25 protein-coding genes and 1 other annotated feature are annotated in these 26145 nt (G+C 48.9%); all 25 genes read left to right on the top strand.

Features of this window, described 5'->3' with window-relative positions:
• The first annotated feature begins 259 nt into the window (after positions 1-259).
• Entirely contained in the window at positions 260-718 is a 459-nt protein-coding gene (locus WH45_RS05305; protein WP_046213370.1) for a CtsR family transcriptional regulator, read from the top strand.
• Between the two features lie 25 nt (positions 719-743).
• A complete protein-coding gene (locus tag WH45_RS05300; RefSeq protein ID WP_046213369.1) occupies positions 744-1268 on the top strand; it encodes a UvrB/UvrC motif-containing protein in 525 nt (174 codons plus the stop codon).
• A gap of 13 nt (positions 1269-1281) precedes the next feature.
• Positions 1282-2355, top strand: a complete 1074-nt coding sequence (locus WH45_RS05295) for a protein arginine kinase (protein ID WP_046213368.1) — start codon at positions 1282-1284, stop codon at positions 2353-2355.
• Positions 2356-2374: 19 nt separating this feature from the next.
• Complete coding sequence (gene clpC, locus WH45_RS05290; protein WP_046213367.1) at positions 2375-4846, top strand: ATP-dependent protease ATP-binding subunit ClpC; 2472 nt, start codon at positions 2375-2377, stop codon at positions 4844-4846.
• Positions 4847-5056: 210 nt separating this feature from the next.
• Positions 5057-6427, top strand: coding sequence for a DNA repair protein RadA (gene radA, locus WH45_RS05285; RefSeq protein ID WP_046213366.1), 1371 nt, complete (start codon positions 5057-5059; stop codon positions 6425-6427).
• A 12-nt stretch (positions 6428-6439) separates the two neighbouring features.
• Positions 6440-7516, top strand: a complete 1077-nt coding sequence (gene disA, locus WH45_RS05280) for a DNA integrity scanning diadenylate cyclase DisA (RefSeq protein ID WP_046213365.1) — start codon at positions 6440-6442, stop codon at positions 7514-7516.
• A 55-nt stretch (positions 7517-7571) separates the two neighbouring features.
• Positions 7572-8297 (top strand): CDP-diacylglycerol--serine O-phosphatidyltransferase, encoded by a 726-nt coding sequence (gene pssA, locus WH45_RS05275; RefSeq protein ID WP_046213364.1) that lies wholly within the window; start codon positions 7572-7574, stop codon positions 8295-8297.
• A 113-nt stretch (positions 8298-8410) separates the two neighbouring features.
• Positions 8411-9469: a PIN/TRAM domain-containing protein gene (locus tag WH45_RS05270; RefSeq protein ID WP_052723627.1), complete on the top strand. Its 1059-nt coding sequence runs from the start codon at positions 8411-8413 to the stop codon at positions 9467-9469.
• Positions 9470-9632: 163 nt separating this feature from the next.
• Positions 9633-10331, top strand: a complete 699-nt coding sequence (gene ispD / locus WH45_RS05265) for a 2-C-methyl-D-erythritol 4-phosphate cytidylyltransferase (RefSeq protein WP_046213632.1) — start codon at positions 9633-9635, stop codon at positions 10329-10331.
• A complete protein-coding gene (ispF, locus tag WH45_RS05260) occupies positions 10328-10804 on the top strand; it encodes a 2-C-methyl-D-erythritol 2,4-cyclodiphosphate synthase (protein WP_046213363.1) in 477 nt (158 codons plus the stop codon). The genes ispD and ispF overlap by 4 nt, the downstream gene beginning before the upstream one ends.
• A gap of 38 nt (positions 10805-10842) precedes the next feature.
• Positions 10843-12306 (top strand): glutamate--tRNA ligase, encoded by a 1464-nt coding sequence (gene gltX / locus WH45_RS05255; RefSeq protein WP_046213362.1) that lies wholly within the window; start codon positions 10843-10845, stop codon positions 12304-12306.
• 486 nt (positions 12307-12792) lie between these two features.
• Positions 12793-13452 (top strand): serine O-acetyltransferase, encoded by a 660-nt coding sequence (gene cysE / locus WH45_RS05250; protein WP_046213631.1) that lies wholly within the window; start codon positions 12793-12795, stop codon positions 13450-13452.
• 39 nt (positions 13453-13491) lie between these two features.
• Positions 13492-14889, top strand: a complete 1398-nt coding sequence (gene cysS / locus WH45_RS05245; protein ID WP_046213361.1) for a cysteine--tRNA ligase — start codon at positions 13492-13494, stop codon at positions 14887-14889.
• A gap of 16 nt (positions 14890-14905) precedes the next feature.
• Positions 14906-15343: a Mini-ribonuclease 3 gene (locus WH45_RS05240; RefSeq protein ID WP_046213360.1), complete on the top strand. Its 438-nt coding sequence runs from the start codon at positions 14906-14908 to the stop codon at positions 15341-15343.
• A 107-nt stretch (positions 15344-15450) separates the two neighbouring features.
• Positions 15451-16197: a 23S rRNA (guanosine(2251)-2'-O)-methyltransferase RlmB gene (gene rlmB / locus WH45_RS05235; RefSeq protein ID WP_046213359.1), complete on the top strand. Its 747-nt coding sequence runs from the start codon at positions 15451-15453 to the stop codon at positions 16195-16197.
• Between the two features lie 5 nt (positions 16198-16202).
• Positions 16203-16727, top strand: coding sequence for an NYN domain-containing protein (locus tag WH45_RS05230; protein WP_046213358.1), 525 nt, complete (start codon positions 16203-16205; stop codon positions 16725-16727).
• A gap of 186 nt (positions 16728-16913) precedes the next feature.
• The gene (sigH, locus tag WH45_RS05225) at positions 16914-17558 is read left to right on the top strand and encodes an RNA polymerase sporulation sigma factor SigH (protein WP_046213357.1); all 645 of its coding nucleotides are present in this window, start codon (positions 16914-16916) and stop codon (positions 17556-17558) included.
• Between the two features lie 372 nt (positions 17559-17930).
• A complete protein-coding gene (gene secE / locus WH45_RS05220) occupies positions 17931-18122 on the top strand; it encodes a preprotein translocase subunit SecE (RefSeq protein WP_046213630.1) in 192 nt (63 codons plus the stop codon).
• Positions 18123-18144: 22 nt separating this feature from the next.
• Complete coding sequence (gene nusG, locus WH45_RS05215; RefSeq protein WP_017815349.1) at positions 18145-18678, top strand: transcription termination/antitermination protein NusG; 534 nt, start codon at positions 18145-18147, stop codon at positions 18676-18678.
• A 170-nt stretch (positions 18679-18848) separates the two neighbouring features.
• On the top strand, positions 18849-19274 hold the full coding sequence (gene rplK, locus WH45_RS05210) for a 50S ribosomal protein L11 (protein WP_026136396.1): 426 nt from the start codon (positions 18849-18851) through the stop codon (positions 19272-19274).
• 108 nt (positions 19275-19382) lie between these two features.
• Positions 19383-20075, top strand: coding sequence for a 50S ribosomal protein L1 (gene rplA / locus WH45_RS05205; protein WP_046213356.1), 693 nt, complete (start codon positions 19383-19385; stop codon positions 20073-20075).
• Between the two features lie 76 nt (positions 20076-20151).
• Positions 20152-20315 (top strand) — a sequence feature (ribosomal protein L10 leader region).
• Positions 20316-20383: 68 nt separating this feature from the next.
• Positions 20384-20887 (top strand): 50S ribosomal protein L10, encoded by a 504-nt coding sequence (rplJ, locus tag WH45_RS05200; RefSeq protein WP_046213355.1) that lies wholly within the window; start codon positions 20384-20386, stop codon positions 20885-20887.
• A 93-nt stretch (positions 20888-20980) separates the two neighbouring features.
• Positions 20981-21343 (top strand): 50S ribosomal protein L7/L12, encoded by a 363-nt coding sequence (rplL, locus tag WH45_RS05195; RefSeq protein ID WP_046213354.1) that lies wholly within the window; start codon positions 20981-20983, stop codon positions 21341-21343.
• Positions 21344-21448: 105 nt separating this feature from the next.
• Entirely contained in the window at positions 21449-22045 is a 597-nt protein-coding gene (locus WH45_RS05190; RefSeq protein ID WP_046213353.1) for a class I SAM-dependent methyltransferase, read from the top strand.
• 422 nt (positions 22046-22467) lie between these two features.
• Positions 22468-26013, top strand: a complete 3546-nt coding sequence (gene rpoB, locus WH45_RS05185) for a DNA-directed RNA polymerase subunit beta (protein ID WP_046213352.1) — start codon at positions 22468-22470, stop codon at positions 26011-26013.
• The last annotated feature ends 132 nt before the right edge of the window (positions 26014-26145 follow it).

Genomic DNA, 26145 nt, shown 5'->3' with positions numbered 1-26145 from the left:
TATTGGCAAAACGGGATTTTATGGTATAATATTATAAAGTCAAAGAAAGTCAAAGTCAGCGAACAATTGCGCCAGTATATCTGCCTGTAGAATGGATGTGATCCTGCAAAGGAATGATCTGTTCCGAATGTCGTACAGTTTATGACGAACGTTCGTTTCTGACCATGAAATTTATGGTTAAGTGATATTTATGTGGACTTTGATATTATCATTGGCGAATTCATGTTTGCAGGTTTAACTATACATGGAGGAGGATACAATGCGTAATATCTCCGACATTATCGAACAATATTTAAAACGGATACTTCAGGAAGGTGAAGGAGCGATCGAGATTCAGCGCAATGATCTGGCTGACCAGTTCTCTTGCGTTCCTTCGCAGATCAATTATGTAATCAGTACCCGCTTTACCCTGGAAAAAGGGTACCTCGTCGAAAGCAAGCGGGGAGGCGGGGGATATATCCGCATACGGCGTATCGAACTGCCCGGTCATTCTACGATCCATACGCATATTCACGAAAGTATCGGTCAGAACATGAGTCAGGTAGCCGCAGAAGGGCTTATTTACCAGCTGCTGGAAGCAAGGCTGATCTCCAAGCGTGAAGCCGAGCTGATGCGTTCTGTCGTATGCCGGGATGTCATTTCAATTAATCTTCCCTACCGGGATGAAGTCCGTGCAAGGATGATGAAGGCCATGCTGATTTCACTGCTTGGTTCCTGATCATCTGGCGAAGGGGGTAATTTTGATGGTCTGTCAGGAATGTCAAAAGAGACCGGCTACTCTTCATTTTACCAAGATCGTAAATGGGGAAAAAACGGAATTTCATATTTGCGAACATTGTGCCCGTGAAAAGGGTGAATTGATTCCGGGTACATCCGGAGGATTTTCCATTCATAATCTGCTGTCCGGATTAATGGACTTTGATTCCAGCAACAAAGGGCAGGTTCCCGGACCGGCTGTACAGGAATTACAATGTCCGGAATGCGGAATGACCTATACGCAATTCCGCAAGCTGGGGCGTTTTGGCTGCAGTTCCTGTTACAAGACATTTGATGACAAGCTGGACCCGCTGCTCAAGCGAGTACACGGCAGTACCGCTCATACCGGCAAACTGCCTGGCCGTGCAGGAGTCCAGATCAAGATCAGACAGCAGATGCATGAGCTCAAGCAGCAGCTGCAGAAGAGCATTGCTGATGAGGAATTTGAACAGGCTGCAGAGCTGAGAGATCAGATCCGCGGACTGGAAAAGCAAATTTCACAGGAGTCGTAAGGAGGAATGTCGTATGCCGAATCTCCGTTTTACCGAGAAGCCTTTGAGTGAATGGATGAAAGAAGGCGGAGATCATTCGGATGTTGTGATCAGCAGCAGGGTGCGTATTGCACGCAATCTGGTTCAGCACCCGTTTCCCATCGTAGCTTCTGCCGAACAGGCGGAAGAAGTACAGGGGCAGCTTATTGGAGCATTAAGCAGCGAGCCCGTACAGAGTGTCGGCCCGTTTGAGCCGATTATACTCAAGGAACTGGACGATGTGGATAAGGAAGTACTGATGGAAAAGCATCTGATCAGTCCGAGCCTTATTAATGACTCCAGAGCAGGAGCCGTGCTGTTGGCCGAGGATGAGTCGGTAAGCATCATGCTGAATGAAGAGGATCATCTGCGGATTCAGTGTCTGTATCCGGGATTTCAGCTTCAGGAAGCGTGGGAGCGTGCCTCAGCAATTGACGATGCTTTTGAAAAGGCCGTTAACTATGCGTTTGATACTCACCGCGGATACATGACCAGCTGTCCTACGAATATGGGAACCGGGCTGCGCGCTTCGGTGATGCTGCATCTGCCGGCGCTGGCAATCATGAATCAGGTGGGCCGCATATTGTCGGCAGTCTCGCAGGTCGGACTTGCCGTACGGGGGTTGTATGGTGAAGGCAGTGAGGCGATCGGTAATATTTTTCAGATTTCCAACCAGATTACACTGGGGCTGTCCGAAGAAGAGATTATTGATAACCTGCGCAGCGTAGTACTTCAAATTATCGAGTACGAGCAGCATGCCCGCAACCGTCTGCTGACCGAGTCAAGATTGCGTATTACGGACCGGATCATGCGCTCTTACGGAATTCTCTGTTATGCGACCATGATGGATTCCAAGGAAGCTTTTCAGCGTATCTCCGATGTCCGTCTCGGGGTGGATCTCGGACTGATTGATAAAACATCGGTTACGCAGATGAACGAGTTAATGATTATGACACAACCGGGTTTCCTTCAGAAAACTTTCGGTGTTAAAATGGGATCAGGAGAACGCGATATGTACCGGGCGCAGCTGATCCGCGATAAATTGGGTAATATACACGTAGAAGACTAAACCGTGGAGGTGCTTGAATATGATGTTTGGTAGATTTACGGAGCGAGCTCAAAAAGTTCTGGCTTTGGCTCAGGAAGAAGCAGTTCGTCTCGGTCACAATAACATCGGTACAGAGCATATTTTGCTTGGATTGATTCGTGAAGGTGAAGGCATCGCTGCCAAAGCACTGATCGGTCTGGGTCTTGGACTTGAAAAAATTCAGGATGAAGTGGAATCCCTGATTGGCAGAGGGCAGGAGCAGCCTACCAATATTGCGTACACTCCCCGTGCCAAAAAAGTGATCGAGCTGTCTATGGACGAAGCGCGCAAGCTTGGTCACACCTATGTAGGCACAGAGCATATTCTGCTCGGTCTGATCCGTGAAGGAGAAGGCGTCGCAGCCAGAGTGCTCAACAATCTGGGTATCAGCCTGAACAAGGCACGTCAGCAGGTACTGCAGCTGCTCGGCAGCAATGAAGCGGTATCCAGCCACCATGGTACACCTGCTAATGTTAGCACACCTACACTGGACAGCCTGGCGCGCGATCTGACTGCCATTGCCAAGGATAGCAATCTGGATCCGGTAATTGGCCGTAGCAAGGAAATTGAGCGTGTTATTCAGGTACTGAGCCGTCGTACCAAGAACAATCCGGTACTGATCGGTGAGCCGGGTGTTGGTAAAACGGCCATCGCCGAAGGTCTTGCCCAAAAAATTATCAACAACGAGATTCCGGAGACACTTCGTGACAAGCGTGTTATGACGCTGGATATGGGTTCTGTCGTAGCCGGAACCAAATACCGCGGTGAGTTCGAAGACCGCCTCAAAAAAATCATGGACGAGATTCGTCAGGCAGGCAATATCGTACTGTTCATTGATGAGCTGCATACATTGATCGGTGCCGGTGGAGCGGAAGGTGCAATTGATGCATCCAACATCCTCAAACCGTCTCTGGCCCGTGGCGAGCTGCAATGTATCGGTGCGACTACACTGGACGAATATCGTAAATATATCGAAAAAGATGCGGCTCTGGAACGTCGTTTCCAACCAATCACGGTAGATCAGCCTTCTCCAAGTGAAGCTGTACAGATTCTTATGGGTCTGCGTGATCGTTATGAAGCCCATCACCGCGTGAAAATTACGGATGAAGCGATCGAACAGGCAGTCAAGCTGTCCGACCGTTATATTACGGACCGCTTCCTGCCGGATAAAGCGATTGACCTGATCGATGAAGCGGGTTCCAAAGTAAGGCTGAACTCTTACACCGTGCCGCCTAATCTGAAGCAGCTGGAAAGCCGTCTGGAAGACATCCGCAAGGAAAAAGACGCTGCTGTTCAAAGCCAGGAATTCGAAAAAGCGGCTGCTCTGCGTGATACCGAGCAGAAAATCCGTGAAGAGCTGGATACTACCAAAAACCAATGGAAAGAAAAACAGGGTCGTACCGACTCTGAAGTAACACCGGAGGATATTGCGGATATCGTAGCCAACTGGACAGGTATCCCGGTAACCAAACTCAAGGAAGAAGAGACCGACCGCCTGCTCAATATGGAAAGTCTGCTGCATGAGCGTGTAATCGGCCAGGACGAAGCTGTTGTGGCTGTCAGCCGTGCGATCCGCCGTGCCCGTGCCGGCCTCAAAGATCCAAAGCGTCCAATGGGTTCCTTTATCTTCCTCGGTCCTACAGGGGTTGGTAAAACCGAGCTTGCCCGTGCGCTTGCAGAATCCATGTTCGGTGACGAAAATGCCATTATCCGGATCGATATGTCCGAATACATGGAGAAACATTCCACGTCCCGTCTGGTCGGAGCGCCTCCAGGATATGTGGGTTATGAAGAAGGCGGCCAGCTGACCGAGAAAGTTCGCCGTAAACCATACTCTGTTGTCCTGCTGGATGAGATCGAGAAAGCTCACCCGGAAGTATTTAACATCCTGCTGCAGGTGTTGGAAGATGGTCGTCTGACCGATTCCAAAGGCCGTGTTGTCGATTTCCGTAATACGCTGATCATTCTGACTTCCAACGTCGGTGCTGAAGCGATCCGCCGGAACACTACACTCGGCTTTACCGCAACACTCGATTCGGGTGCAGAGTACAACAACATGAAGGGCAAAGTGACGGATGAACTGAAACGCCACTTCCGTCCAGAGTTCCTGAACCGTATTGATGATGTGATCGTATTCCACTCTCTGGAAGAGAAACACATCGCCGAGATCGTAACACTCATGTCCGAAGAGCTGCGCAAGCGTCTGCGTGAGTATGAGATCGACTTTACCTTGACTGCGAGTGCCAAAGCATTCCTGGCCAAAGAAGGATTCGATCCTGCCTACGGTGCACGTCCGCTTCGCCGGGCGATCCAGAAGCATATCGAGGACCGTCTATCCGAAGAACTGCTGACCGGCAGCGTCACCAAAGGCGATACTCTGCTGATCGACGAGAAAGACGGCGCATTGACTGTAAACAAGGTAGATCCTGCCACTCAGGCGGACAGTGTATCTGCCAACGAAGCTAATTTATAAGTAGTGCAGGTGTCCATTTTTCGATGAAATGGAATTCTGCAGACGGATATAGCGTATAAATAAAGGTTGATTCCAAAGGCAAAATCGCCCGCGGAATCAACCTTTTTAATGTTATAATAGAATAGAATGTAAAATTCAAAACATTGCAATACGATAAAAAGATATGAGATGTTAACTGTACGGTTAACGTATATATAGAAAGGGACGTTCATGGCTAAGGTAAAAACGAAATTTTTCTGTACGGATTGTGGATATGAATCTCCAAAATGGTATGGCAAGTGTCCGGGATGCCAGGCCTGGAACACCATGGTTGAAGAAAAGGAAAGCGCTGCGGTAAAGACGCAGGGAATGAATTCCTCCCTGTTCCAGACCAAGCAAAAACCGCAGGCTATCACAGAGATTGAATCCGGCAAAGAGCCGCGGATTCAAACGGGAATCCAGGAGCTGAACCGGGTGCTGGGTGGCGGTGTTGTACCGGGCTCACTCGTGCTCGTAGGTGGCGATCCGGGTATCGGTAAATCCACACTGCTGCTGCAGACGTCTCATGCACTAACCCAGAAAGGGCTGCGGGTACTGTATGTGTCCGGTGAGGAATCCGTACGGCAGACCAAGCTGCGTGCCGAGCGGCTGGATGCGCTGTCGGATGAGCTTTTTGTACTTTGTGAAAGTAATATGGATCTGATCGAAGAAGCGATCGATAACCTGAATCCCAATTTCCTGGTCATCGACTCCATTCAGACAGTGTATCAGCCGGAAGTGACCAGTGCACCCGGCAGTGTATCGCAGGTGCGTGAATGTACTTCACGATTTATGCGGGTAGCCAAAATACGCGGTATTGCCACGGTTCTCGTAGGTCATGTGACCAAGGAAGGCGCGATTGCCGGTCCGCGGATGCTGGAGCATATGGTGGACTGCGTGCTGTATTTTGAAGGCGAACGTCATCATACGTACCGGATTTTGCGTGCGGTGAAGAACCGATTTGGTTCGACGAACGAGATGGGTATTTTTGAAATGCATGAAGAAGGATTGACGGAAGTATCCAATCCTTCGGAATTGTTTCTGTCGGAACGGGCAATGGGCGCAGCCGGTTCGACAGTGGTGGCCAGCATGGAAGGTACACGCCCAATGCTGGTCGAGCTGCAGGCGCTGGTTGCCGCGACCCATTTCCCGTCACCACGGCGGATGGGTACAGGCGTGGATAATAACCGACTCGCGCTGATTATCGCTGTACTGGAAAAGCGGATGGGTATGTTCCTGCAAAACCAGGATGCCTATCTCAATGTGGCCGGCGGTGTCAAACTGGATGAACCGGCTGTTGATTTGGCAATTGCGGTCAGTCTTGCTTCCAGTTTCCGGGATGCGCCTACCAAGCCGGATGACGTGATTTTTGGAGAAATTGGTCTGACTGGTGAGGTACGGGCTGTATCCAGAGCGGAGCAGCGGGTCAAGGAAGCGGCCAAGCTGGGATTCAAACGGGTTATTTTACCGGAGAAAAGCCTCAAGGGATGGAAGCATCCCAAAGACATTCAATTAATCGGTGTAAATACGGTAGCGGAAGCATTAAAGGCTGCGTTGGATTAGGGGGAACAGAGAATGAAGGAAATCAGTCAAGCAGAGAAAATTAATCGCCTGCTGAAAATGGTAGCGCCGGGAACGGCTTTCCGGGACGGACTCGACAACGTGCTTCGTGCCAAAACAGGCGGACTTATCGTAGTTGGTTCAACTTCTCAGTTAATGGAAGTGGTGGATGGCGGTTTTTCCATCGATTGCGAATTTTCTCCCAACTATTTGTACGAGCTGGCCAAGATGGACGGCGCTATTATTCTAAGTAGTGATTTAAAGCGAATCCTGTATGCGAATACGCAGCTGATTCCTGATTCTTCGATCTCCTCGATCGAGACGGGGATTCGCCACCGTACGGCAGAGCGGGTAGCCAAACAGACGGGAGAGCTGGTCATTTCCATCTCGCAGCGCCGTAACATTATTACTTTGTATAAAGGCAATTTGCGTTATGCGCTCAAGGAGATCGGCGTCATCCTGACCAAGGCCAACCAGGCGATTCAGACACTGGATCGTTATCAGGTAGTACTGGGTCAGGCGCTGACGAACCTGACCGCTTCCGAATTCGAACAGATGGTCACCATTTCCGAAGTGGCTGGTGTGATTCAGCGGGTGGAGATGGTACTGCGTATTCAGACGGAGATCAGCCGCTATATTACAGAGCTCGGAACCGAAGGCCGGTTGATCTCCATGCAGATGGAAGAGATGGTCGGCAATACGGAAGAAGAATTCCGCCTGCTGCTCAAGGACTATGGACGCGACTGCAGTGAAGACAAGCTGAATGATATTGTGAATAACCTTAAGCGGATTACCGATAATGAACTGATGGATGTCACGCAGGTTGTCAAAATGCTGGGTTATCCCGTGGCGATTGCACAGTCCGAAGAAGTGGTACATGCTCGCGGATATCGTGTGCTGAGCAAAATTCCACGCTTGCCAAATGTAATTATCAATAATTTGGTCGAACGTTTTGAGGCATTGCATCAGGTCATCGGTGCAAGTATTGAAGAACTGGACGAAGTGGATGGCATTGGTGAAGTACGGGCAAGAACGATACGTGCAGGCCTGGAGCGCATTCAGGAGCAAGTATTTATTGACAGACAAATCTAAACACGTTAGAATCGTAAAGTTAATTGGTTAATATATCCATCTTTGAGGTGACAAAATGATAACAAAATCAATTCCAAACCTGTGTACGCTGTTTAACCTGGGACTTGGAATGGTGGCTATTTTACTGTCGTTGAATGAGAACTATAGTCTGGCAGCGATCATGGTAATTGTAGCAATGTTAATGGACGGTCTTGATGGCCGTATGGCAAGAGCGCTGAATGCCCAGAGTGAGCTGGGAAAAGAGCTTGATTCGCTGTCTGATCTTGTATCATTCGGTGTAGCGCCTATTATTATCATGTACAGTATTTCCTTTCATGATATTAATCCGGTGCTCGCAGTCTCTGCTTCGCTGATTTTCCCGATGTGCGGCGCGATGCGTCTGGCACGATTCAATGTAAAAGCAGGGGTGCCCGGCTATTTCACCGGTTTGCCGATTCCGGCAGCAGGTGGCGTACTGGCGACCTTATCACTATTTCATAATGAAGTCTCTACACCGTATATGGTGATCAGTACATTAATCCTGTCCTATCTGATGGTCAGCCGGGTCAAATACCCGAATTTCAAAAAAGTCGGTATTCCGCGCAAAGCACTATGGCTGGCACCTTTTGTGGTCGCAGCAGCAGTCATCATTGCGATCATGTTCCCGGATCAGGTCTCCAAACTGATCTTTGTACCGCTCGCAGTGTATGCGTTATACGGATTTCAACAAAATATTCGTCGGCTGATCCGCCGTCGCAATCATCAGGACGATGATAATTCTTCCAAAGAATCACTTCGTTAAGATGATCGCATGATATGATGAATAAAGAAGCATTTATTTCTCTGGTTTACCGGGGGATAAATGCTTTTTTTTATGCCTGAATCACTATAAAACGATCAAAAGGAGAGAGAGATATGCTGGAGCAATGGATGCAACAGGGCGGCAGTTTATTTTACAATGAAGGGCAGCCAGCCCAGACGGCAGCTAACCTGATTATACTGGCAAGCGTCATTGCCGGATTGTGCTGGGGAGCACGAAGGCTGCTAATTCGGGTCAGCAGTAGACCTGCATCCGGAGAGAGAATATCGACCATACAGCTTGTCCTGATGACAACAGGTCTGCTGATCGGCTGGACAACAGGCGTGTTGGGTTCGTTTCTTGTCTCCTGGTGGGAGCCCGGTTATGAGATCATCCGCTCTCTGCTGATGCTGGTATTTGGCTATGTCGGACTGCGGATAGGCAGTGACAGAGCGGCAGAAGTAACACAGGGGCTGCATAATATAATGCTCATCAGGTCATTGCAGCCTGAACCCACTGAATCCACAGAACCGAAGACGCAGCAGGTACAGCAGAAACAGTTGAGCAGCCTCATTCCTGCCAAAATCACGGATACCAATATCATAATCGACGGCAGAATCGAGCATATTATTCAGGCGGGATTTCTGGAAGGTAAGCTGCTGATCCCTGATTTTGTTCTGTATGAGCTGCAGCTGCTTGCCGATTCTGCCGATATCCTGCGGCGCCAGCGAGGCAAAAGGGGACTGGATATGCTCAATCGCCTGCGTCAGATAGGCGGAATCGAGATGGAGATGACTGCCACTGATTTTCCGGATAATCTGGGTGTGGATGATCGGCTCGTCCAGCTGGCGCTTACCCGGCAGGCCGTATTATTGACCAATGATATCAACCTGCAAAAGATCTGTGAGCTGCATCAGATCCGCGTACTCAATGTGAACCAGCTGGCTTCCCTGCTCAAGCAGCAGCTCGTCGCCGGTGAGCTGCTGCTGGTCCATGTGACCAAAGCGGGCAAGGAACAGGGACAGGGGATCGCTTATCTGGATGATGGCACCATGATTGTCGTAGAGCATGGGCGTGAATATATAGGGAATACTGTCGAAGTGGTCGTTACCAGCGCCCTGCAGACAGCCAATGGTAAAATGATATTTGCCAAACCACATATTTCGGGCCAGTAGTTGCACAGGACTCTTGTCCCTATCGGTACCGGGGGGTATAGCGCTCCCATTCCTAATAATTGTTGTGCTGCGAGTGCAGACGGGTATATTATTAAGAAATGGGATTTGAGACGCCTGGCATCGATGCAGCAGGTGGCGGACTGGAAGGATAAGGATGGGGATTATGACGAATAAGGCTGGTGTAGTAGTTGTAGCAGCGGGCAAAGGCTCACGTATGGGCACGACAGAGAGCAAGCAGTACCTGAGACTTCAGGAAAAGCCGATTATCATACATACGCTGGAGGTTTTTGAACGTTCATCCGTAGTGGATGAGATCGTCATGGTTACAGGTACAGAGGATGTTCAGCGCTGCGAGGATTGGATCAGACAGTACAAATTGAGCAAGGTGGTCCATGTGACAGCAGGAGGCCATGATCGCCAGGAATCTGTCCTGCGCGGCCTCCAGCATCTGACCACCGAGTGGGTGATGGTACATGATGGTGTACGTCCTTTTATAACGGAGGAACATATCCGTCAGTGTTATGATACGGCAGTGTCAGCAGGAGCTTCGGTACTGGCAGTGCCAGTCAAGGACACGATCAAGCAGGTGAATGCAGACAGGCATATTACCGGTACACCGGATCGCAGCAGTCTGTGGGCGATTCAGACACCGCAGACTTTCCGCCGCAGTCAGCTGCTGGAGGCTCATCAGCAGGCTGAACAGCAGGGATTCCGTGGAACGGATGACTCGATGCTGGTGGAACGTCTGGGAGTGACGGTAGCTGTCGTGGAAGGCAGCTATACGAATATGAAGATTACCACGCCGGATGATCTGGATTATGCTGCTTATTTACTGGAACGCAAGGGAGAGGGACAGATATGATTCGTATAGGACAGGGATTTGATGTACACCAACTGGTGGAGGGAAGACCGTGCATCATCGGCGGTGTAACAATCCCTTATGAAAAAGGACTGCTCGGTCATTCGGATGCGGATGTACTGCTGCATACGATTACCGATGCGATTCTGGGTGCACTCGCCATGGGCGATATCGGCAAGCATTTTCCCGATACCGATCCGGAATTCAAGGATGCGGACAGCCTCGAGCTGCTGCTTCATATCTGGCAAATGATCCGTGAACGCGGTTATCGCCTGGGCAATGTGGATGCTACGATTATTGCCCAGAAGCCCAAAATGGCACCTTATATTCCGCAGATGGTCGAAGTGATCGCCAAAGCACTGGATGCAGAGATCGACCAGGTGAATGTCAAGGCAACAACAACCGAACAGCTGGGCTTCACCGGTCGTGGTGAAGGAATCGCTGCCCAGGCGGTTGTTTGTCTGATCAAAGAGTAATCAAGCAAAAGCTATCAAGCTTAAGGAGGAATACTATTATGTCTACTGAAGTTCGCGTACGTTATGCGCCGAGTCCAACCGGACATTTGCATATCGGTAACGCTCGTACCGCATTGTTCAATTATCTGTTTGCCCGCAGTCAGGGTGGTAAATTTGTGATCCGGATTGAGGATACGGATGTAAAACGCAACGTGGCCGGCGGTGAAGAGAACCAGCTGTCCTATCTGAAATGGCTCGGTATCGACTGGGATGAAAGTATTGATATCGGCGGCGAATACGGACCTTACCGCCAGACCGAGCGTCTGGATATCTACCGTCAGTACTGGCAGGATCTGCTGGATCGCGGTCTGGCCTACAAATGTTACTGCACCGAGGAAGAGCTGGAGCAGGAACGCGAAGAGCAGATCGCCCGTGGCGAGACGCCGCGTTATTCCGGCAAGCATCGCGATCTGACACCGGAGCAGTGCGCTGCTTTTGAAGCGGAAGGCCGTGTACCGAGCGTGCGTTTCCGTGTACCGGAGAACAAAACGTATACGTTCAACGATATCGTCAAAGGCGAGATCTCCTTTACTACGGAAGATACCGGAGACTTTGTTATCGTGAAGAAAGATGGCATCCCGACATACAACTTTGCCGTTGTACTAGACGATTATCTGATGAAAATCTCGCATGTACTACGCGGGGAAGATCATGTATCCAATACTCCTCGTCAGCTGATGATCTATGAAGCGCTTGGCTGGGAACCGCCGCAGTTCGGTCATATGACCCTGATCGTCAATGAGAATCACAAAAAGCTCAGCAAACGCGACGAATCCATTATCCAGTTTATCGAGCAGTATGATCAGCTGGGCTACCTGCCGGAAGCACTGTTTAACTTTATCGTGCTGCTGGGCTGGTCTCCGGAAGGCGAAGAAGAAATCTTCTCCCGCGAAGAACTGATCAAGATCTTTGATGCCAAGCGTCTGTCCAAGAGCCCGGCGGTATTCGATACCAACAAGCTGGCTCATCTGAACAACGTGTACATCAAAAAAGCCGATACCGACCGTATCGCAGCGATGGCTATCCCGCATCTGCAAAAAGCAGGACGCCTGCCGGCAGAGCTGAGCGAAGAGCAGCAGCAGTGGGCGCATGATCTGGTTGCCCTTTATCAGGAACAGATGGTATCGGCTTCCGATATTGTGGAACTGTCCGAAATGTTCTTCCGTACACACGTGGAACTCGGCCAAGAAGAACAGCAGATTCTGGCTGAAGAGCATGTCAAAACCGTTCTGGAAGCCCTGCTGAATAAAATTCGTTCTTCCAGCGAATTCAGCCCTTCCCACGCCGCTGCCATGATCAAGGAAGTGCAAAAAGAGACCGGCTATAAAGGCAAGCAGCTGTTCATGCCGATCCGTGTGGCACTGACAGGCGAAATGCATGGACGTGACCTGAATCATACCGTATATCTGCTGGGCCGCGACCGGGTGATCGAGCGTCTGGAATCCCAGATCAAAGGATCATAATTTCCAAATGGCATCAAGCCGCCGCAATAATTCATATTGTTTAATCAGGTAGAGTCCGTTATAATGATCACCTGACAGATAATTTAAAACTTAAATGTATAACATATGGATATAACGGCATTGAGCAGGAAAAGTAAGCCTGAATATGAAGTCCCAGAGAGGATGACCCTGTGAGCAAGAACATTCACGGGTGGCTGGAAATCATCCACTTCAAACAGGCTGAACATGCACCTGTGAGCTGCAAAGTCGAACCTTTTCCGCTTGCTTTCATTCAATTTGAACGAAAGCATAGGGATAGCAGTAGATTTTGCCGTCTGGTCTTACGTTACAGACTGCACAAGTTGGACGATTCTGCCTGGCCTTTTCCGGTTCGGGAGTACAGATTCTGCCCAAGCAGAGTGGAACCGCGTAAGAAGACGCCTCTGCAGCCTTAACTGGCTGTGGAGGCGTTTTTTAATGAGGCGCAAGCAAAGAGGGGAAGAATTCATGCTGAAAAATATGAGGTCCGATATTCGCGCTGTATTCGATAATGATCCGGCAGCGCGCAGCTGGTTTGAGGTCATATTCACCTATTCGGGATTGCATGCGATTTGGGCCCACCGTTTGGCCCACTGGTTTTACTGTAAAAGATGGTTTACCGTCGCTCGTATCATTTCCCAGGGAAGCCGATTTATGACGGGGATTGAGATTCACCCGGGTGCAACCATTGGCAGTCGTCTGTTTATCGATCATGGCATGGGGGTCGTGATTGGAGAGACCTGCGAGATTGGAGACGATGTGCTTATTTATCAGGGTGTCACACTCGGGGGTACAGGCAAGGAAAAAGGCAAGCGTCACCCGACGATCGGCAATAACGTCGTAATCGGCTCCGGCGCCAAGGTGCTCGGTTCCTTTACCGTCGGCTCCAATTCCAATATCGGCTCCAATTCGGTGGTTCTGCGGGAAGTGCCGCCCAATAGCACGGTAGTCGGAATCCCCGGCAAAATCGTGATCCAGGACGGCAAAAAAGCCGACCGGCTCAGCCACCAGATGCCCGATCCGGTAGCCGCCAGACTGGCTGAGCTGCAGATCGAGATCGAACAGCTCAAAAAGCAGCTGGAACCGGAAAATGGAATCAAGCCGAATAGCAGCAGACATTCTTCGTAATCATTGCAATATACATGGACACAGAGAAGGGATGAGAGTATGCCATTGCAAATTTATAACACAATGACTCGCATGAAAGAACAGTTCGTCAGCCTCACACCAGGTGAGGTCAAAATGTACGTGTGCGGACCGACCGTATATGACTACATCCATATCGGTAATGCCCGTCCGATGATCTTCTTTGATGTAGTGCGCAGCTACCTGGAGAACCAGCAGTACAAAGTGGATTATGTAGTCAACTTCACCGATGTGGATGACAAGCTGATCCGCAAAGCGGAAGAAATGAACACAACCGTGCCCGAAGTGGCAGAGCGCTTTATTGCAGCTTATTTTGAAGATCTGGAAGGTCTCGGTATCCGCCGTGCCACCATTCATCCGCGTGTAACGGAGAACATGGATATTATTATCCAGTTTATCGATAAGCTGGTCGAACTCGGCTATGCCTATCCAAAAGAAGGCGATGTATACTTCCGTACCCGCAAATTTGCTTCCTACGGCAAACTGTCTCATCAGAAGCTGGATGAACTGCAATTTGGTATCCGGATCGAAGTCGACAAGCGCAAAGAAAATCCGGAAGACTTTGTACTGTGGAAAGCGGCCAAGCCGGGCGAGATCTTCTGGGAAAGTCCTTGGGGCCAAGGGCGTCCGGGCTGGCATATCGAGTGCTCCGCGATGGCACGCCACTATCTGGGAGATACGCTTGATATTCACGGTGGCGGACAGGATCTTCAGTTCCCCCATCATGAGTGCGAATGCGCCCAGTCGGAATCCGTTACCGGCAAGCCTTTGTCCAACTATTGGATGCATAACGGCTTTATCCGGATTGACGACGAGAAAATGTCCAAGTCGCTGGGCAACGGGATTCTTGTCAAAGACCTGCGCAGAGACCACAAGCCCGCTGCGATCCGCTATCTGATGCTGTCCACCCATTATCGCAATCCGCTCAACTATACGGACGATACGATGACACAGGCCGAGAATAGCATTGAGCGTATCGCTAACGCAGTCAGCAATGTGAAGCACCGTCTGTCCGCATCCGATACTTCTTCTCCGGCAGATGCTGAACTGATCAGCCGCATAGAGAAAATCCGCGGTCTGTTCCATGAGAAAATGCAGGATGACTTCAATACACCGGATGCGATTACGGCAATTTTTGAATGGGTCAACGAAGCAAACCTGCTGCTGCAGCGTGAAGTCGTACAAAAAGCTTCTCTGGAAGCCCTGCTTCAGGCATTTGACGAAATGAATGAAGTGCTGCGTCTGTACTGGGAAGAAGAACAGCTTCTCGACGAAGAAGTGGAACAGCTGATTGCCGAGCGCATCGAAGCGCGCAGCAGCAAAAACTGGGCAAGAGCCGATGAGATCCGCGATTTGCTGTCTGCACAGGGCATTGTTCTGGAAGACACGCCGCAGGGCATGAGATGGCGTCGTAAATGAACAGGAGGCAATATCTATGAATCCTCCAGAAAATGATTATCAACACGGATGGTTTCCGTTCGCTCCGTCCAAGCCGGCGGAGCAGCTGCCACCGCTGGCACTTGCGTATATGGGAGATGCAATCCATGAAGTGGCTGTCCGGCAGTACCTGATTTCCGGTAAAAATCTGCGTCCAAACCATTTGCACCGCATGTCCACCGGATTCGTCTCGGCGGGTGCACAGGCGCGAATGCTGCAGCATTTGGAACCCGAACTTACCGAAGAAGAGGCCAATGTCGTCCGTCATGGACGCAATGCCAAATCCGGCAGCGTACCCAAAAACGCCAGTGTTATCGATTACCGGTATGCCACTGCCTGGGAATGCCTGCTCGGCTACCTGTATTACAAAGGCGAACAAGCACGAATTGAAGAACTGATTACCCGAGGCATTCAACATCTGGAGCAGAAGACTTAAACTGCTGCATTCATCTATTCAGACAGGAACCCTATGATACAGAAGCAATTCCCTCCAAAAAGGGTAATGGACATGTAGGCATAATGCGTTCTACAGGAGGAAACACAATGGAAGAAGAATACATCGCCGGCAAGCACTCGGTTACCGAAGCGCTTCGGGCCGGCAGAAGCATTAATAAAATCTGGATCGCCGAAGGCTCCCAGAAAAATCTCGTACAGCCGATTCTCGCAGAAGCCAAGCAGCGCGGAATCGTAGTCCAGTACGTCGACAAGCGCAAGCTGGATACTTTCGTACCGGGTGTACAGCATCAGGGCGTTATCGCCCAGGCTGCTCCTTACGAATATGCAGAGGTAGAGGATATCCTGGCAGCGGCAGCGGCCAAGGGAGAACCTCCGTTCATCCTGCTGCTGGACGAGATCGAAGATCCGCATAACCTCGGTTCGATACTGCGTACGGCAGATTGTACGGGTGTTCACGGCGTGATTATTCCCAAGCGGCGTTCAGCAGGTATCACAGCAACGGTATCCAAAACATCTGCCGGTGCTGTGGAGTATGTGCCTGTAGCCCGTGTAACCAATATCGGCCAGACGATCGACCGTCTCAAGGAACAGGGAGTATGGGTAGCCGGAACCGATGTGGATACCGACAGCAGTCTGTACGAGGCGGATATCTTCAATGGACCGGTAGCGATTGTGATCGGTAACGAAGGCAAAGGCATGGGCCGATTGATCCGGGAGAAGTGCGATGTACTCGTTCAACTGCCGATGAAGGGTAAGATCAACTCGCTTAATGCTTCAGTAGCTGCAGGAGTGGTCATGTACGAAGTACTGCGCCGCCGGCAGTCGCTCGGTTAGACCGTATGGCCGATCTGCGGGATGTTCTTCTGGTCGATGGTTATAATATGATCGGTTCCTGGCCTGAACTTGTGGAATTGTCGGAGATCGGGCTGAACGAAGCACGCAACCGGCTGCTGGAACGTCTGGCTAATTATCAGGCCTACTCGGGAAGAAGAGTCATCGCGGTTTTTGATGCCTACCGTGTTCCGGGGCTGGGCAAATCGTATGAGCAGGGTAAAGTCGAGATGTACTTTACCAAGGAAAAGGAAACCGCCGATGAAGCGATTGAACGTTTTGTCGGCGAGTTGTCCCACCGCCGCCGGCAGATCTATGTCGCTACCAGCGATCTGGCTGAACAGCACGTCGTATTTGGACAGGGAGCGCTGCGGGTGTCTGCCAGAGAGCTGCTGATTGAAGTGCAGATCAGCGAAAGGGAAATTGCCCAGCGAATTCGGGAACAGCGGGAGCAGGGTTCACGCAATACACTGGATGGAAAACTCAGTCCGCAGCAGCGGTATTTGTTTGAAAAATGGCGCAGGGGAGAGTGAGTTGTCACCGCAATGACAGCTTACTTGCGAACCTGCGTTCTCTTTTATCAAAAAAAGATGAAAAATGCTGCTGCTACAGCGTTACAGGCGACAAATACGGTTGACTATGTGAGGTTACATAATATATACTTGGGCTATATTTTATAGGGTAACGGAGACCTTGCGTTGCAACCGGAGGGATTGTTTGTGAGTGTCGACCTCAAAGATATTATGGTGTCACCATACGATTACCAGAGCGATGAAGATCTTGTAGAAGCCGTCCGGCAAGGCGATTCCGAAGCCTTGGAGTACTTGATTACCAAGTACAAAAATTTTGTGCGTGCAAAAGCCCGATCTTATTTTCTTATTGGTGCGGATCGCGAGGATATTGTACAGGAAGGCATGATCGGCCTGTATAAATCCATCCGCGACTTCAAGAATGACAAGATGTCTTCGTTCAAGGTGTTTGCCGAGCTGTGCATTACCCGTCAGATCATTACGGCAATCAAGACGGCTACACGGCAAAAGCATATCCCGCTGAACTCGTATGTGTCCCTGGACAAACCGATCTATGACGAAGATTCCGACCGTACGCTGCTTGACGTCATTTGTGGCTCACAGGTATCCGATCCGGAAGAACTGGTTATCAACAAAGAGGAATTCACCGGTCTCGAGGACAAAATGTCCGAAATTCTGAGTGAGCTGGAACGCAAAGTTCTGATGCTTTATCTCGATGGACGCTCCTATCAGGAGATTGCTGTCGATCTCTGCAGACATGTCAAATCTATCGATAATGCACTTCAGCGTGTCAAACGCAAGCTTGAGCGTTACCTCGAAGTACGTGATAACTAGACTCCTGGCAACCAAGTGAAGACTCTGCACATAGAGTCTTTTTTATTTTGTGCAGTCTGTCGTTTACCCTATAATCCGGCAAGAAACAACGATCAGCAAAGTATTCGATCATGTCCGGAAAAGCTGCCGAAAAGAATTGTTATTTTTTTGCAAAACATCATGAATATTCGTTGACACGGTCAGGGGCCTATGATAAAGTGTTTTAGGTAGGCCTAAAATCGCCTGTTCTTAGGTGTGTCAATCTTTATGGCGATCAAGGCAGCTATATGAGCAAGTGTAACCACCCTGACCGCATGGGGATGAAGAATGGAACAGGCTCTTGGTCTGAAGCCTTTTCTTCGTTTAACCAGATCGTCTTTTGGAGGTGTAGTCGTGGCACGAAGCTTTAAGTCTATGTTTTCCTTTTTCTCCGAAAGCTGGGCTGAACTTAAAAAGGTTCGCTGGCCTAATCGTAAAGAGCTGACCAACTATACTCTTATCGTTATCGGTACGATATTGTTTGTCGCCGTTTATTTTTGGGTTCTAGACATCGGCATTTCCGCTGTGATCGAAGCGATAATTTAAGAAGGGTTCCAGGTGGCTTGATATGGAAAAAAGATGGTACGTAGTTCATACTTATTCAGGGTATGAAAACAAGGTCAAGGCCAATTTGGAAAAACGCGTTGAGTCGATGGGCATGGAAGACAAGATCTTCCGCGTTCTTGTTCCTATGGAAGAAGAACTGGTAAACAAAGACGGCAAGAAAAAGACCGTCATGCGTAAAGTTTACCCGGGATACGTTCTTGTTGAAATGATCCAGACCGATGATTCGTGGTATGTAGTTCGCAATACGCCTGGCGTAACCGGCTTTGTCGGTTCAACAGGTTCAGGCTCCAAGCCGACTGCGCTGCTGCCCGAAGAAGTCGAACAGATTCTCAAACACATGGGTATGGAAGAACCGAAGGAGCATATCGACTTCGAGGTCAAAGAATCCGTACGCATCAAAGTTGGACCGTTTGCGAATTTTGTGGGCTCCGTGGAAGAAATCTTGGTAGACAAGAGCAAGCTCAGAGTACATGTTAACATGTTCGGACGGGAAACCCCGCTTGAGCTGGATTATACTCAAGTGGAAAAGATATAGCAGGTTTCTAGGATGACACGGGGATTTGGAGTGAGCAATCATTTCAGATTCTAACCGGTGCTTCCGGTTTCACCGCATAGGCTGAAGACAGATGTTTTGAGTCATATGCGTCGTTTTACGTGGGAGGGCAGCGATGTCCGTCTACCACTATTCGCAAGGAGGTGTTTTACATGGCTAAAAAGGTAATCAAAATGGTAAAACTGCAAATCCCGGCTGGTAAAGCGAATCCGGCTCCTCCAGTAGGTCCGGCATTGGGTCAAGCAGGTGTCAACATCATGGCATTCTGTAAAGAGTTCAACGCTCGTACAGCAGATCAAGCAGGTTTGATCATTCCGGTTGAGATCACAGTGTTTGAAGATCGTTCTTTCACTTTCATCACAAAAACTCCACCGGCTGCAGTTCTTCTGAAAGTTGCTGCTAAGATCGAAAAAGGATCTGGCGAACCGAACAAGAAGAAAGTCGCAGTTGTTAAACGTTCCGCAGTTCGTGAAATTGCAGAACAAAAAATGCCTGACCTGAACGCAGCTTCTATCGAAGCAGCAATGCTGATGGTTGAAGGTACAGCACGTAGCATGGGTATCACAATCGAAGACTAATTTTTATTAGTTTTTACTGGTATCCGCCAGGAACCAGTCTATGCAGAATCGTGAGATTCTGTATATGTGGGAGGAATATCCGCTAATACCACAAAGGAGGAATAACAAATGGCTAAACATGGTAAAAAATATTTGGAAGCTGTTAAGCTGATTGACAGCGAAGCAACTTACGAGCCGGCTGAAGCAGTTGCTTTGGTTAAAAAAGCAGCTACTGCAAAATTCGACGAAACTGTTGAAGCAGCAGTACGTCTGGGTGTAGACCCTCGTAAACAAGATCAGGCTGTTCGTGGTGTCGTAGTACTGCCACACGGTACTGGTAAAACTCAACGTGTTCTCGTATTCGCAAAAGGCGAAAAAGCAAAAGAAGCGGAAGCTGCTGGTGCTGACTTCGTTGGCGATCAGGACATGATCAACAAAATCCAACAAGGATGGTTCGAGTTCGATGTCTGCGTAGCTACGCCTGACATGATGAGCGAAGTTGGTAAACTGGGTCGTCTGCTTGGTGGTAAAGGTCTGATGCCTAACCCTAAAGCAGGTACAGTTACTTTCGACGTTACCAAAGCTGTTCAAGAAATCAAAGCTGGTAAAATCGAATACCGTCTGGACAAAGCAGGACAAATTCACGCTCCTATCGGTAAAGTATCTTTCTCTGAAGAGCAATTGAACGAGAACCTGCAAGCTCTGGTTGAAGCTCTTAACCGTGCTAAACCAGCTGCAGCAAAAGGTATCTACCTGAAAAACATTGCGGTATCTTCCACAATGGGACCAAGCGCACGCGTAAACGCAGCAACTTACAGATAATTAAGGGTTGACAACAACCTTTAGATTTGATAATCTGTGAAAGTTGTAATTACGTTTGAACTTTGTACTTGCAATTACACTTGAATATGTTTAACCGTAGACAGTAGGTGCCTTTACCGGCTTAATTTCCTACCGAGGTGTTATGATAGAATATCGGATACTCAGTGCGCAGCTTGCTGCGCCTGCTGAATCCGCTCCGTCAAGCCTTCGTCATTCTGCGGGGGCTTTTTTAATGCCCGTAGGAACTCTTTTCTCCCGAATCCCGAGAGGACGGAGAAAAGCAAGAATACGATCAGGAGGTGTCCAATTTGGCAAACGCAAAAGTAATCCAGGCAAAACAGGAAGCGGTAGAAGTGGTTGCAACGAAACTGCGCGAGAGCGTAACTACAGTTGTTGCTGACTATCGTGGTCTGAATGTAGCTCAAGTTACAGAACTGCGCAAGCAACTGCGTGAAGCTGGTATCGAGTTCCAAGTATTGAAAAATACACTGGTTCGTCGTGCCACTGAGTCTGCTGACCTGACTGAACTGAACGAAGTACTTAGCGGTCCTACCGCTATTGCTTTCAGTAAAGACGATGCAGTAGCACCGGCTAAAATTCTGAACGATTTCGCTAAAACGAATGACGCTCTGGAATTGAAAGGCGGCGTTGTTGAAGGACGCGTAGTAAGCGCAGAAGAAATCAAAGCACTGGCAGCTCTGCCATCCCGCGAAGGTCTCTTGTCCATGCTGCTTAGCGTACTTCAAGCTCCAGTTCGCAACTTTGCACTGGCAGTTAAAGCAGTATCCGAGAAAGAAGAGCAAAGCGCGTAAGCGACTAGCCCATTCTGCTCACGCCCATGCGGCGTAAAAAAATGGCTGTGATCAGCCAAAACCAAAATACAACCAATTATGGAGGGTTTATAAATGAGTCAAGAGCAAATCCTTGAAGCCATCAAAGGCATGACTGTACTGGAACTGAACGATCTGGTAAAAGCAATCGAAGAAGAATTCGGCGTAACTGCAGCAGCTCCAGTAGCAGCAGCGGCAGCAGGCGGCGCAGCTGCAGAAGCTGAGCAAACTGAATTTGACGTAGTACTGACATCCGCTGGTGCTTCCAAAATCAACGTAATCAAAGCTGTTCGTGAAGTAACTGGTCTGGGTCTGAAAGAAGCTAAAGAAGTAGTGGACAACGCTCCTAAAGCAATCAAAGAAGGCGTTGCTAAAGAAGAAGCTGAATCCATCAAAGCAAAACTGGAAGAAGCAGGCGCATCTGTAGAATTGAAATAAGAGATTTTCTCTTCTTTCTTACAAACCCCTTGAATCCGTTCAAGGGGTTTGTTTTATAAAAAAGACAGTAATTTAGGTGAATTCAAGAAAGGGTGAAGGAATGATATGGGAGATCATTATTATTCCAGCCAGCCTGGCGCGGCGCACGAACGCCGAACGATCGAAGCGGAGTTGCGCGGCAAAACTTTCAAATTCATAAGCGATGCCGGTGTCTTTTCCAAAACCGGAGTGGACTATGGCAGCAGAGTACTTATTGATGCTCTGACACTGAATGAAGATTCCAACGTGCTGGATGTAGGATGTGGCTATGGGCCGATCGGTTTGTCGGCAGCGTACCTTGCTGCAAAAGGCCATGTGACGATGGTTGATGTGAATGCACGGGCAGTACAGCTTGCCAGAGAGAATGCCAAACTTAACCAGATTGAGAATATTACGATCCTGGAAAGTGATTTGTTTGCAGCGGTGCAGGGGCAGATGTTTGACGTTATACTGACCAATCCGCCGATCCGGGCAGGTAAAGCGACTGTACATGCGATCTTCGAACAGGCAGCAGCCCATTTGAAAGAAGGAGGCTCGCTCTGGGTCGTTATTCAAAAGAAGCAGGGTGCACCTTCAGCCAAAGCCAGATTGGAAGAACTGTTTACCAGCGTGGAAGAGGTTACCAAGGACAAAGGATATCGTATCTTCCAGGCGATCAAATAAAAAAGGCCTATTCATCGGCGAGGATGAACAGACCTTGACGTAAAATGAAATAGATGAAATCGGTGAATACGCCTGTTGACTTAAATAGGCTAACGTGTTATTATTACAAAATGTCAGTATTAAGATGCCCTTTTTGGCTTTAGTTTTCTGTGAATTACGAAAATTATGTACCATAAGGGTGTTTAATCTTGTCCTTAAACGTATAATAATCGGTATTTCAGTTAATTTCAACTGAAATATGAGTCTGAGCTGCTGGGTCACATCCGTTGATAGCTGATGGTGCTCTTTTTTCGAGAAGATTCGATAAGAGCTTTTCTCTATTTGTGGGTGTGCACTTCTATGTATGGACCTATTATACGTGATCCAAACAGCAGTTCGCAATGAAATTTTTAAGTGAGTAGACATTAAGGGGTGAGTATAAGTTGGCAGGACATCTTGTTCAATATGGTCGACGCACTCGGCGAAGTTATGCACGAATTAACGAAGTTCTTGAAGTACCTAACCTGATCGAAATCCAACAGAAATCTTATCAGTGGTTTTTGGATGAAGGATTGCGTGAAATGTTCCAGGATATCTCGCCAATTCAAGATTTTACAGGGAATCTGGTACTCGAGTTCATCGACTACAGCCTTGGTGAGCCGAAATACACAGTAGACGATGCGAAAGAGCGTGACGTTACGTATTCAGCTCCATTGCGAGTAAAAGTCCGTCTCATCAATAAGGAAACGGGTGAAGTCAAAGAGCAGGAAGTATTCATGGGTGATTTCCCGCTGATGACGGAAACCGGCACCTTCATTATCAATGGTGCAGAACGGGTTATTGTCAGCCAGTTGGTTCGCTCTCCCAGCGTCTATTTCAGCACTAAAGTCGATAAAAATGGTAAAACATCATATACTGCTACCGTTATTCCTAACCGTGGCGCATGGCTGGAACTGGAGATGGATGCGAAAGATATCGTCTATGTACGTATCGACCGTACCCGTAAGATCCCGGTAACCGTACTGCTACGTGCTCTCGGATTCGGCAGCGACGCTGAAATTCTGGACCTGCTTGGCAATGACGAATATATCCGTAATACATTAGATAAAGATAACACCGACTCTACCGAGAAAGCGCTGATCGAGATTTACGAGCGTCTTCGTCCGGGCGAGCCACCAACACTCGATAACGCCAAAAGCTTGCTCGTAGCACGTTTCTTCGATCCAAAACGCTATGATCTCGCGAATGTAGGTCGTTACAAAATCAACAAAAAGCTGCATATCAAAAACCGTCTCTTTAACCAGCGCCTTGCTGAGACGCTGATTGATACCAATACAGGTGAGATTGTTGCCGAAGCTGGACAGGTAGTGGATCGTCGTCTCCTTGATGAGATCATGCCTTACCTTGAAGGTGATCTGAACTTCAAAACTTACCATGTAGCTGGCGGCGTACTGGATGCCAATGATATTCCAATGCAGACGATTAATGTCTTCTCTCCACTGGAAGATGGCAAAGTCGTATCGGTGATTGCCAACGGCACCATTGATAAATCTGTTAAGAACATTACACCGGCTGATATTATCGCATCGATCAGTTACTTCCTGAACTTGCTTCAGGGTATCGGCGATACTGATGATATTGATCATCTGGGTAACCGTCGTCTGCGTTCCGTAGGAGAGCTGCTGCAGAACCAGTTCCGTATCGGTTTGTCCCGTATGGAACGTGTAGTACGCGAGAGAATGTCCATCCAGGATGCGAATGTTATTACTCCACAGGCACTGATCAACATACGTCCTGTTATTGCATCCATCAAGGAGTTCTTTGGTAGCTCCCAGCTGTCCCAGTTTATGGACCAGACCAACCCGCTTGGCGAACTGACGCACAAACGTCGTCTGTCTGCCCTCGGACCCGGCGGTCTGACCCGTGAGCGCGCAGGCTTTGAAGTCCGTGACGTACATCCGAGTCACTATGGCCGTATGTGTCCTATCGAGACTCCAGAGGGACCGAACATCGGTCTGATCAACTCCCTGTCCACGTTCGCACGCATCAATGAGTATGGCTTCATCGAAGCACCATACCGTCGTGTAGATCCGAACACCAACCGGGTAACCGATCAGATTGATTACCTGACTGCGGATGAAGAAGATAACTATGTAGTAGCACAGGCGAATGCAGTCCTGAACGAAGACGGTACTTTTGCAGAAGAAATGGTAATCAGCCGTTATAACAAACAGGCTGATAACATTCTCCCTATGCCAAGAGAACGTGTTGATTACATGGACGTATCTCCAAAACAGGTCGTATCCGTTGCAACAGCGCTGATTCCGTTCCTGGAGAATGATGACTCCAACCGTGCGCTGATGGGTTCCAACATGCAGCGTCAGGCGGTACCTTTGCTTATTCCAAAGGCACCACTGGTTGGTACAGGTATGGAACACAAAGCTGCTAAGGATTCCGGTGTATGTATCGTAACCAAATACGATGGTATTATCGAACGCTCTACAGCAAGCGAGATTACACTGCGCCGTATCGAGACTGTAGACGGCAAAGAAGTTAAAGGTGATCTCGTTAAGTATAAATTACACAAATTCATGAGATCTAACCAAGGTACTGCCATCAACCAGCGTCCAATCGTGAAAACGGGCGACGTTGTGAAGAAAGGCGATATCCTGGCAGATGGTCCATCCACTGAAATGGGTGAGATCGCTCTGGGCCGTAACGTAGTCGTAGCATTTATGACCTGGGAAGGTTATAACTACGAGGATGCGATCCTACTGAGTGAAAAGCTCGTTAAGGAAGATGTGTACACTTCCATTCATATTGAAGAATATGAATCCGAAGCTCGTGATACGAAGCTCGGTCCGGAAGAAATCACACGCGATATTCCTAACGTGGGTGAAGATGCACTGAAAAATCTCGACGAGCGCGGTATTATCCGTATCGGTGCCGAGATTGCTGCTGGTGATATCCTCGTTGGTAAAGTAACACCAAAAGGTGTAACCGAGCTGACAGCAGAAGAACGCCTGCTGCACGCCATCTTTGGTGAAAAAGCACGTGAAGTTCGCGACACCAGCCTGCGCGTACCTCATGGTACAGACGGTATTGTCGTAGACGTCAAAGTGTTCACCAGAGAAAATGGCGATGAATTGCCACCGGGTGTAAATCATCTGGTACGTGTGTACATCGCGCAAAAACGTAAAATCTCCGAAGGCGATAAAATGGCGGGACGCCACGGTAACAAGGGTGTCGTTGCACGTATTCTGCCGGAAGAAGATATGCCGTTTATGCCGGATGGCACACCGGTACAGGTTGTACTGAACCCTCTGGGCGTACCTTCCCGTATGAACATCGGTCAGATTCTCGAAGTCCATATCGGTATGGCAGCGATGAAGCTTGGTATTCACGTCGCTACACCGGTATTTGATGGAGCGAATGAGTATGATGTATTCGATACGATGGAAGAAGCCGGCATGCAGCGTAACGGTAAGACGATCCTTTACGATGGAAGAACCGGTGACGAGTTCGAACGTGAAGTTACAGTCGGCGTTATGCACATGATCAAACTGGCGCACATGGTTGATGATAAAATCCATGCTCGTTCCACAGGTCCTTACTCTCTCGTTACACAGCAGCCGCTGGGTGGTAAAGCTCAGTTCGGTGGTCAGCGTTTCGGGGAGATGGAAGTATGGGCGCTGGAAGCTTATGGCGCTGCTTACACCCTGCAAGAGATCCTTACTGTCAAATCCGATGATGTCGTTGGCCGTGTGAAAACGTACGAATCCATCGTGAAAGGCGAAAACGTTCCTGAACCGGGCGTTCCTGAATCTTTCAAAGTATTGATCAAGGAGCTGCAAAGCTTGGGTATGGACGTTAAGATTCTCAATGAGGACGAAAACGAAATTGAGATGAGAGAGCTGGATGACGAGGAAGAGAACACCAATGATAAACTGAGCCTCAACCTTGAAGGTTCAGAAGTCGGCGTAGATTAATACACTTATTCATGATTCCCAACATTGTCTGATGAAGGTAGACCGGAGCTTTTCCGGTCTATCCTCATTCATCAGACGGTGCGTTGGGATTTGTGCGGAATACAGAGCTTTACAATAAATAGGATTTGGCCT

This window comes from Paenibacillus wulumuqiensis (assembly GCF_000971965.1).
Classification (GTDB): Bacteria; Bacillota; Bacilli; order Paenibacillales; family Paenibacillaceae; genus Saccharibacillus; species Saccharibacillus wulumuqiensis.
Note: the sequence above shows the minus strand (reverse complement) of the source record. Positions and strands in the feature narration are given on the sequence as shown.

What these genes read in the sequence shown, in the direction of transcription:
- radA (WP_046213366.1), top strand. Translation starts at nt 5,057, where the DNA reads ATGGCTAAGGTAAAAACGAAATTTTTCTGTACGGATTGTGGATATGAA.
- pssA (WP_046213364.1), top strand. Translation starts at nt 7,572, where the DNA reads ATGATAACAAAATCAATTCCAAACCTGTGTACGCTGTTTAACCTGGGA.
- disA (WP_046213365.1), top strand. Translation starts at nt 6,440, where the DNA reads ATGAAGGAAATCAGTCAAGCAGAGAAAATTAATCGCCTGCTGAAAATG.
- rplA (WP_046213356.1), top strand. Translation starts at nt 19,383, where the DNA reads ATGGCTAAACATGGTAAAAAATATTTGGAAGCTGTTAAGCTGATTGAC.
- gltX (WP_046213362.1), top strand. Translation starts at nt 10,843, where the DNA reads ATGTCTACTGAAGTTCGCGTACGTTATGCGCCGAGTCCAACCGGACAT.
- WH45_RS05190 (WP_046213353.1), top strand. Translation starts at nt 21,449, where the DNA reads ATGGGAGATCATTATTATTCCAGCCAGCCTGGCGCGGCGCACGAACGC.
- cysS (WP_046213361.1), top strand. Translation starts at nt 13,492, where the DNA reads ATGCCATTGCAAATTTATAACACAATGACTCGCATGAAAGAACAGTTC.
- WH45_RS05305 (WP_046213370.1), top strand. Translation starts at nt 260, where the DNA reads ATGCGTAATATCTCCGACATTATCGAACAATATTTAAAACGGATACTT.
- WH45_RS05230 (WP_046213358.1), top strand. Translation starts at nt 16,203, where the DNA reads ATGGCCGATCTGCGGGATGTTCTTCTGGTCGATGGTTATAATATGATC.
- ispF (WP_046213363.1), top strand. Translation starts at nt 10,328, where the DNA reads ATGATTCGTATAGGACAGGGATTTGATGTACACCAACTGGTGGAGGGA.
- WH45_RS05300 (WP_046213369.1), top strand. Translation starts at nt 744, where the DNA reads ATGGTCTGTCAGGAATGTCAAAAGAGACCGGCTACTCTTCATTTTACC.
- rplL (WP_046213354.1), top strand. Translation starts at nt 20,981, where the DNA reads ATGAGTCAAGAGCAAATCCTTGAAGCCATCAAAGGCATGACTGTACTG.
- WH45_RS05270 (WP_052723627.1), top strand. Translation starts at nt 8,411, where the DNA reads ATGCTGGAGCAATGGATGCAACAGGGCGGCAGTTTATTTTACAATGAA.
- clpC (WP_046213367.1), top strand. Translation starts at nt 2,375, where the DNA reads ATGATGTTTGGTAGATTTACGGAGCGAGCTCAAAAAGTTCTGGCTTTG.
- WH45_RS05240 (WP_046213360.1), top strand. Translation starts at nt 14,906, where the DNA reads ATGAATCCTCCAGAAAATGATTATCAACACGGATGGTTTCCGTTCGCT.
- ispD (WP_046213632.1), top strand. Translation starts at nt 9,633, where the DNA reads ATGACGAATAAGGCTGGTGTAGTAGTTGTAGCAGCGGGCAAAGGCTCA.
- nusG (WP_017815349.1), top strand. Translation starts at nt 18,145, where the DNA reads ATGGAAAAAAGATGGTACGTAGTTCATACTTATTCAGGGTATGAAAAC.
- WH45_RS05295 (WP_046213368.1), top strand. Translation starts at nt 1,282, where the DNA reads ATGCCGAATCTCCGTTTTACCGAGAAGCCTTTGAGTGAATGGATGAAA.
- rplK (WP_026136396.1), top strand. Translation starts at nt 18,849, where the DNA reads ATGGCTAAAAAGGTAATCAAAATGGTAAAACTGCAAATCCCGGCTGGT.
- cysE (WP_046213631.1), top strand. Translation starts at nt 12,793, where the DNA reads ATGCTGAAAAATATGAGGTCCGATATTCGCGCTGTATTCGATAATGAT.
- rlmB (WP_046213359.1), top strand. Translation starts at nt 15,451, where the DNA reads ATGGAAGAAGAATACATCGCCGGCAAGCACTCGGTTACCGAAGCGCTT.